13 protein-coding genes are annotated in these 17,072 nt (G+C 34.2%); 11 read left to right on the plus strand and 2 right to left on the minus strand.

Annotation, left to right across the window (positions count from 1 at the left end):
- The first annotated feature begins 46 nt into the window (after window positions 1–46).
- From ACR1PN_RS15385 to ACR1PN_RS15415, 7 genes are all read left to right on the plus strand, one after another.
- Window positions 47–1,537, plus strand: a complete 1,491-nt coding sequence (locus ACR1PN_RS15385; protein WP_433980759.1) for a hypothetical protein — start codon at window positions 47–49, stop codon at window positions 1,535–1,537.
- A gap of 105 nt (window positions 1,538–1,642) precedes the next feature.
- Window positions 1,643–2,167, plus strand: coding sequence for a DUF1697 domain-containing protein (locus ACR1PN_RS15390; protein WP_433980760.1), 525 nt, complete (start codon window positions 1,643–1,645; stop codon window positions 2,165–2,167).
- A 157-nt stretch (window positions 2,168–2,324) separates the two neighbouring features.
- Window positions 2,325–3,134, plus strand: a complete 810-nt coding sequence (kdsA, locus tag ACR1PN_RS15395) for a 3-deoxy-8-phosphooctulonate synthase (protein WP_433980761.1) — start codon at window positions 2,325–2,327, stop codon at window positions 3,132–3,134.
- Window positions 3,135–3,178: 44 nt separating this feature from the next.
- The gene (locus ACR1PN_RS15400; protein ID WP_433980762.1) at window positions 3,179–5,404 is read left to right on the plus strand and encodes a TonB-dependent receptor plug domain-containing protein; all 2,226 of its coding nucleotides are present in this window, start codon (window positions 3,179–3,181) and stop codon (window positions 5,402–5,404) included.
- Between the two features lie 121 nt (window positions 5,405–5,525).
- Window positions 5,526–5,903 (plus strand): HYC_CC_PP family protein, encoded by a 378-nt coding sequence (locus ACR1PN_RS15405; protein ID WP_433980763.1) that lies wholly within the window; start codon window positions 5,526–5,528, stop codon window positions 5,901–5,903.
- Between the two features lie 241 nt (window positions 5,904–6,144).
- Window positions 6,145–6,618, plus strand: a complete 474-nt coding sequence (locus ACR1PN_RS15410) for a DUF3347 domain-containing protein (protein ID WP_433980764.1) — start codon at window positions 6,145–6,147, stop codon at window positions 6,616–6,618.
- Window positions 6,619–6,903: 285 nt separating this feature from the next.
- Entirely contained in the window at window positions 6,904–9,717 is a 2,814-nt protein-coding gene (locus tag ACR1PN_RS15415) for a multicopper oxidase domain-containing protein (protein ID WP_433980765.1), read from the plus strand.
- 216 nt (window positions 9,718–9,933) lie between these two features.
- Here the strand turns inward: ACR1PN_RS15415 and ACR1PN_RS15420 are convergent, their stop codons facing one another.
- A complete protein-coding gene (locus ACR1PN_RS15420; RefSeq protein ID WP_027385416.1) occupies window positions 9,934–10,800 on the minus strand; it encodes a sigma-70 family RNA polymerase sigma factor in 867 nt (288 codons plus the stop codon).
- Window positions 10,801–11,411: 611 nt separating this feature from the next.
- Complete coding sequence (locus ACR1PN_RS15425) at window positions 11,412–12,203, minus strand: S1/P1 nuclease (RefSeq protein WP_433980766.1); 792 nt, start codon at window positions 12,201–12,203, stop codon at window positions 11,412–11,414.
- A gap of 259 nt (window positions 12,204–12,462) precedes the next feature.
- Here ACR1PN_RS15425 and ACR1PN_RS15430 point away from each other — a divergent pair, with 259 nt between their 5' ends.
- The 4 genes from ACR1PN_RS15430 to ACR1PN_RS15445 all read left to right on the plus strand — a co-directional run bounded on the left by ACR1PN_RS15430 (window position 12,463) and on the right by ACR1PN_RS15445 (window position 16,900).
- Entirely contained in the window at window positions 12,463–13,404 is a 942-nt protein-coding gene (locus ACR1PN_RS15430; RefSeq protein WP_433980767.1) for a type VI secretion system baseplate subunit TssG, read from the plus strand.
- Window positions 13,405–13,459: 55 nt separating this feature from the next.
- Window positions 13,460–14,353: a TssN family type VI secretion system protein gene (locus ACR1PN_RS15435; protein WP_433980768.1), complete on the plus strand. Its 894-nt coding sequence runs from the start codon at window positions 13,460–13,462 to the stop codon at window positions 14,351–14,353.
- 30 nt (window positions 14,354–14,383) lie between these two features.
- Window positions 14,384–15,529 carry a hypothetical protein gene (locus ACR1PN_RS15440; protein WP_433980769.1) on the plus strand — a complete coding sequence of 382 codons (1,146 nt, stop codon included), beginning with the start codon at window positions 14,384–14,386 and terminating at the stop codon, window positions 15,527–15,529.
- Between the two features lie 192 nt (window positions 15,530–15,721).
- Window positions 15,722–16,900: an aminotransferase class V-fold PLP-dependent enzyme gene (locus ACR1PN_RS15445; protein ID WP_433980770.1), complete on the plus strand. Its 1,179-nt coding sequence runs from the start codon at window positions 15,722–15,724 to the stop codon at window positions 16,898–16,900.
- The last annotated feature ends 172 nt before the right edge of the window (window positions 16,901–17,072 follow it).

A 17,072-nucleotide genomic window follows, 5' to 3' on the forward strand; every position in this document is an offset into this window, starting at 1 on the left:
ATATTCCTGAAATTTAGAATTATATTTGTCAACTAAAAAACGCACAATGGCTGAATCTCAAAACAAGAATCTCCCAATCTACGCTGTATTTTTTGCAATTATTGCAAAACTTTATTTTTTATTGACGCACCATATTCAGGAGGATGCATTTATCACTTGGCGTGTTGCTCAGAATCTAATGGATTATGGAGTAATAGGTTTCAACGGAGACACAAAAATATCGGCTTCTACAACGCATTTGTATGTTTTTGTTTCCTATATTTTCAATTTGATTTTTGGGAAAGAAAATTTCATAGAACCGTTGCTTATTTTTAACACGACATTATTTACGATTGGAAGTTTATTTCTTTCTCATGTTTTGTTTAAGAACAATTGGCACAAAGCGATTTTTATTTTCCTGTTTGGGATTTTACCGCCCTCCATAAAGATTTCAATTCTCGGAATGGAATATGGAATTCTGTTTTTTCTCGAAATGGCTTTGCTGTATTATGGTTTCAAAAAAGAAAAAAAATGGGCATTTCTTTTACTTCCGGTATTCATTTTATTTACAAGAATAGATACCGTGATTTTTCTTGGAATTGTCTTTTTAGTGGATGTTTTCTGGAACAGAAAAATCAGATGGAGCTATATTTTGGGCGGAATTTTAGGAGTTGCAGTTTGTGTTTCATTTAACTGGTTTTATTTCGGCGAACTAGTAAATAATACGATTGTTGCTAAAAAATTAGCTTACGATCAAACCTTTACAGCACAACAAAATATAGAATATTTTAAACTAAATTACGGGAATTTTTGGGGAATGCTGAAGTTATCAGGAAATTTTAATCCAATAACGATTGTTATTTTGCTTTTTGAATTGCTTTGTTTTATTTATTTAATCAGACAACGAGAAAAGAGAAATTACTTTTTATGGATTATTTTCCTTTTTGCATGGTGTAAACAGATTATTTTCCTTTCACAAAAAAGCCTTTTCGATTGGTATTATTGGGTTCCGCAGATTCTACTTTTCGTACCGGTTCTGATTTTTGTCCTCGAACAGAAAGCAAAGAGAAATCTTTGGCTGGCTTTATTGATTCTCATCTATATTTTGCCGATGTTAGCTTTCCAGACACTACATTCTATTGCCACAGGAAACGGAGAATGGAATTACAGAAGATCAATCGGAATATTTTTAAATCTGTATGAAAAAGATAAAAAACAATGGATTTTGCTTGAGCCGGCTGGTTATATTCCGTATTTTTCAGGGTTAAAAACAATTGATGAAGTAGGTTTGGTCGATAAACAGATTCAGGAAGAAATTAAGAAAGACAAAAAGAATTACTGGATAAATACCGTTAAAAACAGAAAACCCAAATATTTACTTTCTTATAATAATCTATTTGAAGGAAAAGATGCAGAATATTACAAGGCAAATTATCGTCTTTTAAATGAATTCAGAATTAAAAATCATCTGAAAAATGATAACCCGATTTTAGAAAAAATTTATAAACTGAAACCATCGGGAACAGACTATAATCTGTACGAAAGAATTAAAAAATAATTTGGCTGGATGATAGATGTCTGATGCTGGAAGTTTACAACTTTATGTATATTTCACTCATTCTAAAACTCTCAAACTCTCAAACTCAATCTAAACCTCAACCTAATGAAATACTGTGCTTTTCTCCGCGGCGTAAATGTAAAAGGAACCAATATGAAAATGGCAGAAGTCTGTCAGGTTTTTAAAGATGCAGGAATGGAAAATGTAATCTCAATTTTGGCTTCGGGAAATATTGTTTTCAGTTCGGATAAAAAAACGGATGAATTGAAAGTAATTTTAGAAAAAGCAATGTCTGAGCATTTTAATTATGAGGCTTTTCTTTTTATTAAAAATGAAAAAGAAACAGAATTATTCTGGACTGAAAATCCATTTGAGAAAAAAGATGATTTTCATACTTACGCGTTTGTCGGAAACGAAAATATAGAAAACACCCTGATGAAAGAATTTGAAAATTCTATTAAAACCGAAAACGAAAAAGCGGAGATTGTTAGCAATCAATTTTATTGGCAGGTTCCGAAAGGAAATACTTTAGATTCTACTTTTGGAAAGATTTTAGGCAAGAAAAGCCTGAAAGATCAGTTTACGAGTAGAAATATTAATACTTTTGAGAAGATTCTCAAGAAATTTTAGTTTCCCATTGTCATTACAAGGAACAAACAATCTTAATTTTTTAAAGGCTAAAAAACAATTTTTTATTCTTAGAATCGTTTCTCTTTAAGTCTCCAAATAATTTCCAATTATAAAACTTTCTCAGTATTTTTACTGAACTTTTAATTTAAACAAAACAATGATTCAATATTTAGACAACATACACCACAAAGATTCAAAAAACTTTTTCTTAATCGCAGGACCATGCATCATCGAAGGCGAAGATATGGCATTAAGAATTGCTGAAAAAGTAATTGAATTAACCAATAAATTTAATATTCCCTATATTTTTAAAGGTAGCTTCAAAAAAGCAAACCGAAGCAGAGTAGACTCTTTTACCACAATTGGTGAAGAGAAATCTCTGGAAATCCTTAAAAAAGTTGGAGAAACTTTCAATATTCCTACTACAACAGATATTCATGAAAATGAACATGCGGCTTTGGCTGCACAATATGTAGATGTTCTTCAGATTCCTGCATTTTTGGTGCGTCAGACAGAACTTTTGGTTGCTGCTGCAGAAACCGGAAAATGTGTGACGTTGAAAAAAGGGCAATTTCTTTCTCCGGAATCAATGAAATTTGCGGTGCAGAAAGTGACAGATTCAAACAATGAAAAAGTAGCCATCATTGAAAGAGGAAATTCTTTCGGATATACCGATTTGATTGTTGATTACAGAGGAATCCCAACCATGAGAAACTACGCTCCGGTAATTTTAGATGTCACGCATTCTCTGCAACAGCCAAATCAGAGCTCAGGAGTTACAGGAGGAAGACCAGATCTTATCGAAACCGTAGCCAAAGCTGGAATTGCTGTCGGAGCAGACGGAATCTTCATCGAAACGCATCCAACACCTGAAACAGCACTTTCTGACGGAGCCAATATGTTAAGATTAGATTTATTGGAAGATTTATTGCAAAAACTCACAAGAGTTAGAGAATCTATACTATAATTGTTAAAAAAATACTTAATTTTAGAAATTCTAAAAAATTCCTTTTGAAAAAACTAGTTTTACCACTAAGCCTTATAGTACCGGTTTTGGTATTCTCACAGTCAAGAAAAAGAGATACCATTACAAAGGTTAAAGATATTGAGGAAGTTGTTTTCCAGAAAAAAGTTACCGGGAGAACAAACGACGTTACCGCAGTCAGAATTTCAGCTAAAGATGCCCAGAATGTTTCGAGTATTTCGGGCGGTGTTGAAGGACTTCTTAAAACACTTCCTTCGGTGAACTCAAATACCGAGCTCTCTTCACAATATATGGTACGTGGTGGAAACTATGACGAAAACCTTATCTACATTAATGATATTGAAATTTACAGACCTTTCCTGATCAGGAATTCTCAGCAGGAAGGCTTAAGCATCATTAACCCTGATATGGTTTCTACAGTTAACTTTTCAGCAGGAGGTTTTGAACCCAGATATGGTGATAAAATGTCTTCGGCTTTGAATATTTATTATCGTGAACCTAAAAAGTTTGAACTTTTAGGGGAAGCAAGTTTGATCGGAGGCAGATTAACAACAGGTTTTGCATCAGGAAAAGAAGACGAAAACGGAAATAAGAAATTTACCGCTTTGTTTTCAGGAAGATACAGAAATACCAATCTTGTTCTTAACACTTTAAATGAAGATACAGATTTTAATCCTGTCTATTACGATTTTCAGTCTTACCTGAATTATCATGTGAACAGCAAACTTTCATTGTCATTTATAGGATATTACTCTAAAAATGATTATGAAATGGTTCCGAAAGAAAGAAGTGTAGATTTCGGAACGGTAAATCAGCCAATCAATCTTTCAGTTTTTTATAATGGTAAAGAAAATGACCAGTATAAAAATATGATGGGAACGGTTTCTGCAAACTACAAAGCTTCGGATAAATGGAGATTTACTTTAGACAGTTTTGCATATCAGAATCGTGAACGGGAATATTATTCAATTGCATCAAGCTATATTTTACAGACTTTTGACCCGATTACAGGAACTCCGATCACTTCCTATGATGTGGGCGGGCAAATCGAACATGCCAGAAACGATTTATTTGTAAGAACTTACGGAGCGCAGTTCAGAACTCGTTTTTCACCTAATGTCAATACGGATATTGAATTAGGTTTTAAATATGAAAAAGAGAACCTTAAAGATCTTACAAACGAATGGAAATTGGTAGATTCTTCAGGTTACAGCACACCAAGACCGATTGATGATCCCAGATTCCCGGATACTTCAGACTTGGATTTATTTTACAGTATTGCCGGAAATAATCATATTGAGCCAACAAGGTTATCGGCTTATGCACAATATTCTCAGAAGTTTTTCTGGGGAGCAAGCAAAGTCTTAGTGAATGGTGGTGCAAGAGTAGCGCACTGGAGTTTTAATAATGAAACAATTTTCTCACCAAGAGCTCAGTTTGCCATCAAACCTGACTGGGATTCTGAAATGTGGTTCAGACTTTCGGGTGGTATTTATTATCAGGCGCCATTCTATAAAGAAATTAAAGATCTTAATGGTAATTTTAATTCAAATATCAAGTCTCAGCGTTCAATTCAGGCAATTTTGGCTAACGAATATGAATTTGAGTTTGAGGACAGACCATTTAAACTGACGACAGAATTATATTACAAGAAAATGGATAACCTTATTCCGTATTATATGGATAATGTAAGAATCCGTTATTCCGGGAAAAATAATGCTTCAGGTTATGCTTACGGAATTGATACAAGATTATTCGGTGAATTTGTTCCCGGAGTAGATTCTTGGCTTTCTGCAAGTTATGCAAGAGTTTATGAAAATATTGACGGAAGAGGAGATATTCCAAGACCGACAGATCAAAGGTTAAGATTTGCGATGTTCTATCAGGATTATATGCCGAGGTTTCCTCAAATGCGCGTAAATCTTACATTAACCTATGCAATGGGATTACCAAACGGAGCACCAGTTTTCACAGATCCGTATCAGTATCAGAAAACTTTGCCTTCTTACAAGAGGGTGGATTTAGGACTTTCTTATGCATTCGTAGATCCTAAAGAGAAAAAGCAAACTTACGGCTTCCTGAGCAACTTTGAAGAACTGACTTTGGGGGTTCAGGTTTTCAACGCTTTCAATATTAATAACACAGTTGCCAACCAATGGATTACCGATGCCAATACAAATTTCATGTATCCGGTTCCTGTTCGTTTAACTGGGCGCTTCTTTAATGTTAAACTTGAATTTAGAATTAAATAAAACAAGATATAAAACAAAAACTCCTGAGACATTTCAGGAGTTTTTGTTTTCCAAAATTTTATAAAAACTATACAGAATTTTATAACATGAATACCCCATATATTTTTAACTTTGCTTTGTAATGAAAAAGATTCTTGCCATACTGTTCTCTGTTTTCTACTTCGGCTTTTCTTCCGGAGCGGTATTCGGCGTTCATTATTGCATGGATGAATTTGCTTCTGTCAGTCAGAAGATGGATGATATTTGCAGCAAATGCGGTGTGAAAACCAAAAAAGACTGTTGCAAAACAGAAATTAAACTGATAAAAGTTGATGATTCTCAAAAATCAGATTTTCTTAAAATTGATTTCGTACAACAAATTTCCGAGCTTCCAAAACACGAATTTTTCTTTACAGATCAATCTTTTTCAGCTGCAAAATTTATTCAGATTCAGATCAATGCGCCGCCGGAAAATCAGTCGGTTCCGATCTTTATTCATCATTGTACTTTTAGAATTTAAAATTTGTCAGTCGTTTTGATTTTAAAATCATTACAAACGACACGCCTCGTCGCTTTATGCGATACAATTAAAAATTTAACTGACCTAAAAACCAGCCATTAAGAAATGTAATGTTCTTTGCTGAGTGAAACGCCTTTGCGAACTAAAAATATTTTCAATCATTTCAAGAAAATCTTTGAGTTCTTTGCGTTAAAATTAGGACTGTCAATAATCAATAAAATTAATTCTAAAATTTAAAACAATGAAAAAATATATCATCACAGCAGTATTCTCTTTATTTTCAATTATTTCAATTTCAGCGCAGTCTAAAAAAGATGCACAGGTTACCAAACTGTATCAAAACTATATTGCAATAAAATCAGCGTTGGCCTCGGATGATGCAGATAAGACTTCAAAAGCGGCTGCGGAATTCATCAAAACGGCATCTGCAATTGATTATAAGCAGGTTTCAGAAGGAAATTTAAATATTCTCAGAAAAGATGCGACAGCTATTTCCGAAGCGAGAACGATTAACGCACAAAGAGAAACTTTTTTCAACCTTTCTGATAATATGATTGCTCTAACGAAACAATTTAAGCTATCCGAAAATCCGATTTACGTTCAGTATTGCCCGATGGCAGACGGAAGCTGGCTAAGCGACGAACCTAAAATCATTAATCCTTACTACGGAAAATCTATGCTTTCTTGTGGAAACGTGAAATCTACAATCAAATAATAATTATATCTTATTTAAAATATTAAGTTGTATAGCTTGGATTAGAAAACAGTATGGAAAGATTCATATTTAGATTTCTACATAATGACAAGCGTTATGGAAGTTTCCAAATTTTTAATGAATGACAAAAACCTTAGCCCCGATTGCAACGGCATCCTTTTGTGTAGCAAAGCGGAACAAAAGATATAGTGGAAAGCGGGAAACAGCTTCAAAAGAGTTTAGACAAATTCAATATGTAAAGCATTAAAATTCAAGTTATACAACTTTAAAAAACTTCGAAATATTATGAAAAAGCTAATAATATTTCTGATGCTTCTATTCTCTGTTTTAAATTTTTCACAAACTACAAAAACCTATTTTACGTGTCCGATGGATCCGGAAGTGGTTTCCTCAAAACCGGGCGATTGCCCGAAATGTGGGATGACCTTGAGGAAAAAGACGATTATCATAAAATCAAATGTTGTAGCGAAACCGGACGTGAAATCTGTACAGAAAACGGAGATAAGATCGAAAGAAATAAAGAATAAGGTTAAGGCTAAGATTGAGATTGAGAAAAAGAATGATGTCAAAAAGGTGAGAAAAGATGAAAAAGTGGTTATTGCAAAGTCTGTATTAAATTCTGCAAATAAAACTCAGGATAAAATTTTAACACAATTAAAATCTCAGCCTAAATCACAGTCTCAAGCTCAAAAATTTACCTGTCCAATGCATCCGGAAGTGATTTCTGATAAACCCGGAAAATGCCCGAAATGTGGAATGGATTTGGTGGAAGTTGAGAATAATTCTAAGGTTCAGAATCAATCTGAACCAGAATCAAAAAGTTCTGTTTTAAAGAGAAATTCAGAAAATGGAAAAGTAAGTTTTGGCGGAAAAACGGTTCGTTATGATTTATATGTAAAAGATACGATCGTCAATTTTACAGGTAAAAGCCGCCGTGCAATTGCTGTTAACGGAAAATTGCAGGCTCCGACTTTATATTTTACAGAAGGAGATACCGCAGAAATTTATCTTCACAATATGCTCAAGGAAAACACCGGTTTTCACTGGCATGGCGTGATTTTACCGAATGAACATGACGGAGTTCCGTATTTAACGACGAAGCCTGTAAAACCCGGAGAAACACATTTATATAAATTCAAAATTTCTCAAAACGGAACGTATTGGTATCATTCTCACGAAGGTTTGCAGGAGCAGATAGGAATGAACGGAATTTTGGTTTTTAATAAAAGAGATGGCGAGCCAAAAGTAAATTACACTAAAGAAATTCCCGTTTTGTTAGGTGACTGGAGCGATGAAAATCCAATGCAGATTGCAAGACGTCTTCACATGGCCAATACAGATTGGTATGCCATCAAAAAAAATGCAGTACAAAGTTATTGGGAAGCGATAAAGTCCGGAAATTTCGGTACAAAAGCTCTTAATGAATGGAAAAGAATGGAAGCCATGGACGTGAGCGACGTTTATTACGATAAATTTCTCATTAACGGACAGTCAAGTTCCGAATATTCTCAATTAAAAGCGGGAGATAAAGTTCGGCTACGAGTCGCAAACGGAGGCTCATCAACTTATTTCTGGCTGAATTTTGGAGGCGGAAAAATAAGAGTTGTCGGTAATGACGGGAATGATGTTGTCCCTGTGGAAGTTGACCGTCTTATTGTCGGGGTTTCTGAAACCTACGATATTGAAGTCACAATTCCTGAAAATAAAAGTTTTGAATTCCGAGCTACTTCGGAAGACAGGATTGGTCACGCTTCGCTTTGGTTAGGCTCAGGTGAAAAAGTTGAAGCTCCAAATTTACCCAGATTAAAGCTTTTTGAAGGCATGAAAATGATGAACGGAATGATGGAAATGAGCGGAAATATGAAGCCGATGAACATGACGATGAGTAATCAGATGATGGATATGAATGAAGTCATGTACCCTGAACTTCCTGAAAGCCAAAGAAAAATGACAATGAAACACATGAACGAAATGATGGGAATTAAGACGAAAGAAAAAGAAAAAGAAGAAGACCATTCCAATCATTCCGAAATGAATATGGGTGAGGAAAAATCGATTAAAAGATTGTCTTACAATATTTTAAAATCTCCTGAAAAAACGATTCTTCCAACGGAAAATGTTCGTGAATTAAACTTCAGATTAGAAGGTAACATGAACCATTATCTGTGGACGCTGGATAATAAAACGGTTACAGAAACGGATAAAATTTTGGTTAAAAAAGGGGAGATTCTGCGGATTACGATGTATAATAATTCGATGATGCGCCATCCGATGCACCTTCATGGTCATGATTTTAGATTGATTAATTCTAAAGGAGAATATTCACCGCTGAAAAATGTGGTTGATATTATGCCGATGGAAACGAATACCATTGAATTTGCTGCTAATCAGGATGGCGACTGGTTTTTCCACTGCCATATTCTGTATCATATGATGGCAGGAATGGGAAGAATTTTCAGCTATGAAAACTCAAGACCGAATCCTCAGCTGCCGAACAGAAAGTTAGCCTGGAAAAACTTTTTGAAAGACAACAGAATGATCAGCTCGATGGCAATGCTTGACATCAATAGTAATAAGCTGCATGCAGAGACAATGACGATGTTCGGGCCGAGATGGGCAAACCTGAATGAGTTTCATTCGAATTGGGATTTCAATCATTTTGATGGAAATTTTAAAGTTGGAAGATTCTTAGGAAAATTCCAGTGGGCATTGCCTTATGCAGGTTTCAGAATTCAGAAAAACCATGAAATTATGGAACGACAAATGGCGGAAGATATGGGAATGAATTTTCATGGTAAGAAAACCTGGTTCGGACAGCAAAAAGCCTCAAAAACAAAAGCCGCTTTCATTGTCGGGGCACAGTATGTTCTGCCCATGTTGATTACTGCCGATGCAAGTATTGATCAAAACGGAAAAGTTTTATTGGAATTCAGCAGAGAAGATATTCCTCTTTCCCGTAGATTGAGAGGAAATTTTACGGTGAATTCTGATGGCGAATTCAATACGGGATTGCGTTATATTTTACATAAATATTTGTCTGTTTCCGGAAATTATGATAATGAAATGGGCTGGGGGGCAGGAATTACTTTGACTTATTAAAACTTAGGAACTCAATTTGAGTTCCTTTTTTAATTCCCACGGATTTCACAGATTTACACAGATTTTTATTCTGTATTTAGTTTTTCTATTAAAAATAATTACAATCATCTGTGCAAATCCGTGAAATCCGTAGGATTAATAAATATACTTTATAGTTCAAAAAATAAAAAAGCGGAGCCTGAAAATCAAGCTCCGCCTATAAATTATTCGTTAAAATTATTTACCTAAATAAGATTTTAAGATCTTACTTCTGGTATTGTGTTTCAATCTCTTGATCGCTTTTTCTTTGATCTGACGAACTCTCTCTCTTGTAAGATCGAAAGTTTCACCGATTTCTTCTAAAGTCATCGGGTGTTTTCCGTTCAGTCCGAAGTATAATCTTACCAAATCGGCCTCTCTCGGCGTTAAAGTATTTAAAGCTCTTTCGATCTCTATTTGTAGAGATTCAAGCATTAGATCTTTATCCGGACTTGGAGATTCTCCTGAACGCAATACATCATAAAGATTAGAATCTTCACCTTCTACCAAAGGTGCATCCATAGACAGGTGTCTTCCGGAGTTTTTCATCGATTCTTTAATATCTTCCTCGCTCATGTCAAGAACTTCAGCCAATTCTTCCGGAGAAGGTGGTCTTTCGTTTTCCTGCTCAAGGTGAGCGTAAGCTTTATTGATTTTATTGATGGAACCAATCTTGTTCAACGGCAATCTTACAATTCTCGACTGTTCTGCCAAAGCCTGTAAAATTGACTGACGAATCCACCAAACCGCGTAAGAGATGAATTTGAAACCTCTTGTTTCATCATACCTTTTTGCCGCTTTCATAAGTCCTAAGTTACCTTCATTAATCAAATCGGGTAAAGAAAGACCTTGATTTTGGTACTGTTTTGATACCGATACTACGAAACGAAGGTTGGCTTTAATTAATTTTTCCAGTGCTGCTCTGTCGCCCGCACGGATTCTCTGTGCCAAATCTACTTCTTCATCTGCTGTAATCAGTTCTACTTTACCAATTTCCTGCAAATACTTGTCTAATGAAGCGGTTTCCCTGTTGGTAACCTGCTTGGTTATTTTTAATTGTCTCATTTATTCTGTTCTCAAAAATAGAGTTGCTATTATATTATACGCTCGAAGCAATATAAAGGTTACACCAGTTACAATATTTTTTATTTATTTAATTTAAAACACAAAAAATAGTCGTAAATTATTCCCCTTGATATTGAGGATAAAGGGGTTATTGGTTTTTACTAAGAATTTTATATCTTTTATTTGTAGCTTTTTCCCGCTATCCACTGTATCTTTTTGGTAGCTGTCTCCTCTTCGTTCCGACCGCCACCAAAAAGGATGTCGTTACTATCGGGGCTAGTTACGATGGGGTTTTAAAACTTCTGAAGTTTCAATCTACAATGATAAATTTCCTACTAATAAATAAATCAAACAACGCTCAAACCTAACAGGTTTTCAAAACCTGTTAGGTTTAATTTAATTCAACATTCATAAAATATCCACAGAGTTTGTCATCCTGTAAGGATCTAAACTTGAATCTCTAATACTAAGTTGAGATGCTTTCAGCATGACAAAGTGTGTGAAAAATTATTATAGTTAAAGCAAAAAAGCGAAACCAAAGTTCCGCTCTACTATTTTTAGTGATGATTAAAAATTAACTTTTAAAATTCACCATTGACCATTCACTTTTTTTAGAACAAATCATTCAGTAATTTCGCCAGTCTTAAACCTCCGTAAAGAAGCTGTCTTTCCATAATATCATTGAATTTATACTGATAATCGTAAGATAGTTTTGAGCCATCCGGAGTTTGGGCATAAATTTTATTGGCAATCTGGTGAGAATCATAAAACCAATTTTCCAATGTTCCGGACTGAATTTGCTTTACTTCATCTTTCGTTTTAATATCCAAAAGTTTTGCATATTCCGTATAGCTGTATTTTTGTGAATCTACTAATTTTCCGTCCCAAACTGAGTGTAAATTGGTCTTATCTCCAAAATAGGTAACATTGATTTTGTTTCCGCCTAAATCTTCAGATCTTCCGGTATGCATTGGCTGTGCCAAATCTCCCATCATGTGAATGAGGAAAATCAAAGCGATTTTTCTGTCTTTTTCAGAAGTTTTTTCATCTTTAATCTGACTTGACAAAACTTTAATCTGAGAATAAAGATTTGATCCTGCCTGAGCTTTTAAATCTTTTTCAAATGCTGTAAAATCCGTCTTTGGATCAATATTTACATAATGCCAGGCTGAAGCCTGTTTCCAGACTCCTGTTGTGTCAGATTTAATAAAATCCGGCCAGTTTGCCCAATATGCCATTCTTTCCTGCCCCAACATTTTTCTGATCTCTCTTTTTGCTTTTCCAGAAAGATGGTTTTCTGCAATTTCTGCAATCACTCTGTGTCCCGTTAATCCCCATGCGTACGAATAAACCGAACTTGCAACGAATGCCAAAAGCAGAATTTTAGAATAAATACTTTTCATTTCTTAAATTAATTTTCGAGTTGCAAAGATAAGTCAGCCTTACCGAAATTAAGATTGAAAATGATGATTTATTGGTTATTGCACTGTTAATTTTATGTAAAATCACAAACCAACTTATTTAATAACGATTAATACAAAAGAAAATCAGTAAATTAGATCAGATAAAGATTTTTAAGCTAAAAAAAGTAAACTAAATTCTTTTTCAATAATCGGAGATATTTTATCTTTACGATACCAATATAAGATCACACAAATAAATATGTACGACAACAGCACGATAGAAATGAATTACAATAAGCTGCAGACAGACTTTAAAGCTGAAGCAGTTGCCGTAAATCTTTTGAAATATCACCGATCTGTAAGCAATATTTTTATTGAAAGAATAGGCATCAACGATAGAGCTTATTTAAAAGACATTAAAAGTATTTCGAGCCACTATTTAGGATTTGACGAAGAAGTTCTCAACATCAAAACTTATCGCGAAGGAATCTACGATTATCTTCCGGAAGGACTTTTTCATCCGCCTTCGCTCAATACTTCAAGAAAGAATGTAGAAAGCGTTGTAAAAGAAATCCGTAAGCAGAAAAGAGTGGAAGAAGATGCCAGAAAATTTTTCAGACCTTTTGAACTGGAAATTTTCTTTACAGAAATCAGTGCTTTGCTTAAAGAATACGACTTCGATTTGGCCAGTGAAACCGATTCTCTTCTCCATATTTTCAGCGAACTGTGGCCTATTATTAAAATGCTGGATAAGCAGAATGCTTATATTTTTCTTCATATTTTACCGTTTTTCCACAATATCAGAGGTGATAAAAGGTGGTTTGAACGTTGTATGACCGCTTTTCTAAAAGTTCCTGTGGAAATTACTTTTACACCCAATGAAATCGACAGGATGAAAGAAGATGATTCTTCTATTCTTTTGGGAAATTCAAGATTGGGAGTCACGTACATCGCAAGCGGAAAACACATGGATGGCGAAAGAAACTGGATTGTAAATATTGGTCCGATTCCGTATAATGAGGTGAAAAACTATATTCCGGGAAATCCTTTTCGGCAAGTCTTGCAAGCTTTGTACGATTATTGCCTTCCTGTTTCTGTAGATATCGAAGAAAATTTTATCACAGAAAAAAAAGACTATTCTTTTGTGCTGGAAGACGACCAAAGAAATGCAAACAGGCTCGGTTATTCTACGTTTCTGTAAAATATTTTAATTATATTTACAATTCATCAATCAAACTAAATATTAAAAGAAATCAATGGAAATTTCTTCAGTAAAAGGTATATTTTTCAGGTATATTCTGGTGCCGCTTCTTGCTGTTATCATGATGTTTATAATGGGACTCATCAGAAGAAGTCAGCCTGCCATAAAGATTAAAGTCATCATCATCTATGTACTTCTTTGCAGCTTGTGTCTGGCTCTGCCGGGATTTTTCGGTTTTGATGGGAATTCATTCAACCCATATTGGTATTTAATTTCGCAGATTATTTATCTGATTTTCGGAATCATTCATGTGAATTTAATGCACAATTTTTTCAGAAAACACTTTACATCACAGACAAAGAGTATTTTGTTTGAATCTGTTTTATCTGTTACCTGTGCATTGGTTGGAGCTTATCTTTTTGTTTTGATATTTGAATGGATCAGTAGAGGTACAGGATATCCGGTTATGTCTGCAACGAGTGTTCTTACGTTTTTCATACCGTTTGTTTTCTATTATTGTTATATCATGTTTATCAGTATCCCAGTTGATATTTATAAAACATGGAGATATTCTCCAGATCAGAAACCGCCTGATTTTGATGGAGTAGATTTTGATCGGTTAATGGTGTTAAATGTTGAATTGAGTAAAAATCTTGAAGATGCAAATCGTTTTAGAATTAAAGCTAAAACTTTACCAACTGGAGTAACTTTCGGAGACTGGTTTTTCAGGGTTGTGGATGATTACAATCACAAAAATCCGAAATCAATTATTCATTTAACAGATGAACAGAGACAACCTTATTACTGGATTTTCTATACGAAGAAATCATTTTTCAGTTTCAGAAAATACATTGATTTCGATCAGGATATTACGACAAACACGATTTCAGAAAACGAAGTGGTGATTTGTAAGAGAGTGATTCAGCACGAAGAAGAAGGAAAAAAATAAAATCAAAATCACAAATAAAAGTATTACAATATGATACAGCCCATAAAACATTTTGCTATCAACTGGGTTGATGGAATGAAAGTCTCACAGAGACATCTTAATGATCAGGATAATTTTTTAATCGATACGATAAGAGACTCCAGCTCTTTACCGATAACCAATTATAATTATGGTTTGTTGCCTTTGTCTAACGAGTTTACTGATAAAACCATTTTTGATGTTCATAATACGGCAACCAATGATGTACAGCTTTTTATCAAAAATTGTAGTGCAGTAACTTTAGCGGGATATCGATTAGAATTAAAAGATCGAAGAGTCAGTGTAAAATCTCTGGCTAAATCTTTAAATATTGATGAAAATCAAATGGATGGTGAATACTATATTTTGGTTTCTGTAAATCCCTTTGATAAAGTACCTTTCGGAGATATTGACCCTGAAGAAATTCCGCCGAGACACCCGAATGCGCATTCAAATTATCACATTGAACTGCTTCCGGTAAGTTCACTGAACAGCAATTATTCCGGAGGAAATTATTTGGTTGTCGGAAAAGTGGACTTTAAAGGAAATATAGCGCAGGTGAATACCAATTTTATTCCGCCTTGTACGTCAATTCAGAGTCATCCGGTTTTGATTGATTATTACAACGGATTTGCAAAATCGATTGGAAATTTACAGCAATATGCATTTAAAATTATTCAGAAAGCTTCCCATAAAAATCAGAACACTTCTTTGGCATTGAATGTAAAAGCTTTGTGTAATGTTTTGGTCAATACTTTCGGAGATATGTATTTTCAGTTCAGGAATATCATTCCGTATCAACCACCGGTTTTTTTAATTGAAACTTTTGCGAAATTAGCGTTGAGAATGTACAATTCAACTCAGATTTTAGTTCCCGGAGAATTGGAAGAAATGCTGAATTACAGCTTAGAATGGAGTGAAATTGCACCGCATACCTTATTGAATCAGCTTTCAACTGTTGCAGAAACAAACTACGACCATCACAATTCAGGCGAACCGCTTTTACACATCAGTCTGATGCTGAAAAGTCTGGAAAATATTTTCTCAAAACTGAGCGAGCTTGATTACATTGGCCAGAGAAAAGAAAATATCATTGTCAACGAACAGGAAGTTTCTTCAAATACCAATCCGAAAAGAGGTTGGAGCGTTTTAGATTAAATAAAACAAATTTAGAAATAGATAAATCCCGATATTTCAAATTCGGGATTTTTTGTATAAAATTGTCAATTGAAATCTCAATGTATATCTGCGCTATCGCAAAATCTGTATGAACTTATTTTAATTTTATCTCTCGCAGATTTTGCAGATAACGCAGATTCTATACTTAAATATAATCATTAGAAATAGAAAATGAATACAGATAAAATAAGACAGGAAATAAGAGGTTTATCAGATGGAAAATTATTCTTTAACAATGCAGGTTCATCGTTAATGCCCAATGTTGTGGTAGATTCGATGATTGATTATCTTCAGCAGGAAGAACAGTTCGGAGGATATGAAATTGCCAACAGAAATGCAGAATTACTTGAAAATTTTTATTTAGAAACAGCGGAACTAATCAATTGCAAACCTTTCAATATTGCTTTCATGACAAGTGCTACAGAAGCATTTGCAAAGGCACTTTCGAGCATTATTTTTAAAGAAGGAGATGTGATTATTACGACAGTTGATGATTATATTTCCAATCAGATTACCTTTATTTCACTTCAAAAACGGTTGAATGTAAAAATTATCAGGATTAAAAAACTGGAAGATAACGAGCTTGACTTAGAAGATCTTGAAAATTCAATTAAACAACATCAGCCAAAACTGGTTGCGGTTACACATATTCCGACAAACTCAGGATTGATTCAGGATGTTGGAAGTGTCGGAAAAATTTGTCGTCAATATGATGTTTTATATTTGGCGGATTGTTGTCAGTCAGTTGGACAAATGGTTGTTGATGTTGAAAAAATAGGCTGTGATTTTTTAACTGCAACCGGAAGAAAATTTATGAGAGGGCCGAGAGGAAGCGGATTTTTGTATGTGTCAGACAGAGTTTTAGAACAGGATTATGCTCCTGTTTTGCTGGATATGAGAGGAGCGCATTGGTCTGAATACGATAACTATGAATTGTTTAAAACTGCAAAGAGATTTGAGCATTGGGAAGTTTCTTATGCAGCTGTTTTAGGAATGATGGAAGCGGTAAAATATGCCAATGCAATAGGTTTAGATCAGATTGAAGATTATAACAAAAAATTAGCCGAAACACTTCGAATAAATTTAGCTGAAAGTGGTTTTAAGGTTTTAGATATCGGAAAAAACTTAAGCGCTATCGTTACTTTTTGCGGTCAGGATAATGATTTGGAGAATATCCAAACTGTTTTAAAAGAAAATAATGTTTTCTTTTCTGCAAGCTATAAACATTCTGCACTGATTGATTTTACAGACAAAAAGGTTGACGGAGCAGTACGGCTTTCACCTCATTATTTTAATACGTTAGAGGAAATTGAAAAGGTTTCTGAAATTTTGAGGAGGAGTTTAAAATAAATTATATATCATGTTTTATTTAAAAAAAACTGAATTCATGATAAAAAGCCTGTTTAAACTTTTTTAGAAAAAGAGTTTCCAGAAAATTAGCAATTTAGAGTTGCAAAAAAAAAGAACTAAAATCTGGAACTCATAAGCAAAGATAAACTGGAAAAATGGATTTTACCTCATT

Source organism: Chryseobacterium sp. RLHN22 (assembly GCF_051011795.1).
Taxonomy (GTDB): domain Bacteria; phylum Bacteroidota; class Bacteroidia; order Flavobacteriales; family Weeksellaceae; genus Chryseobacterium; species Chryseobacterium zhengzhouense.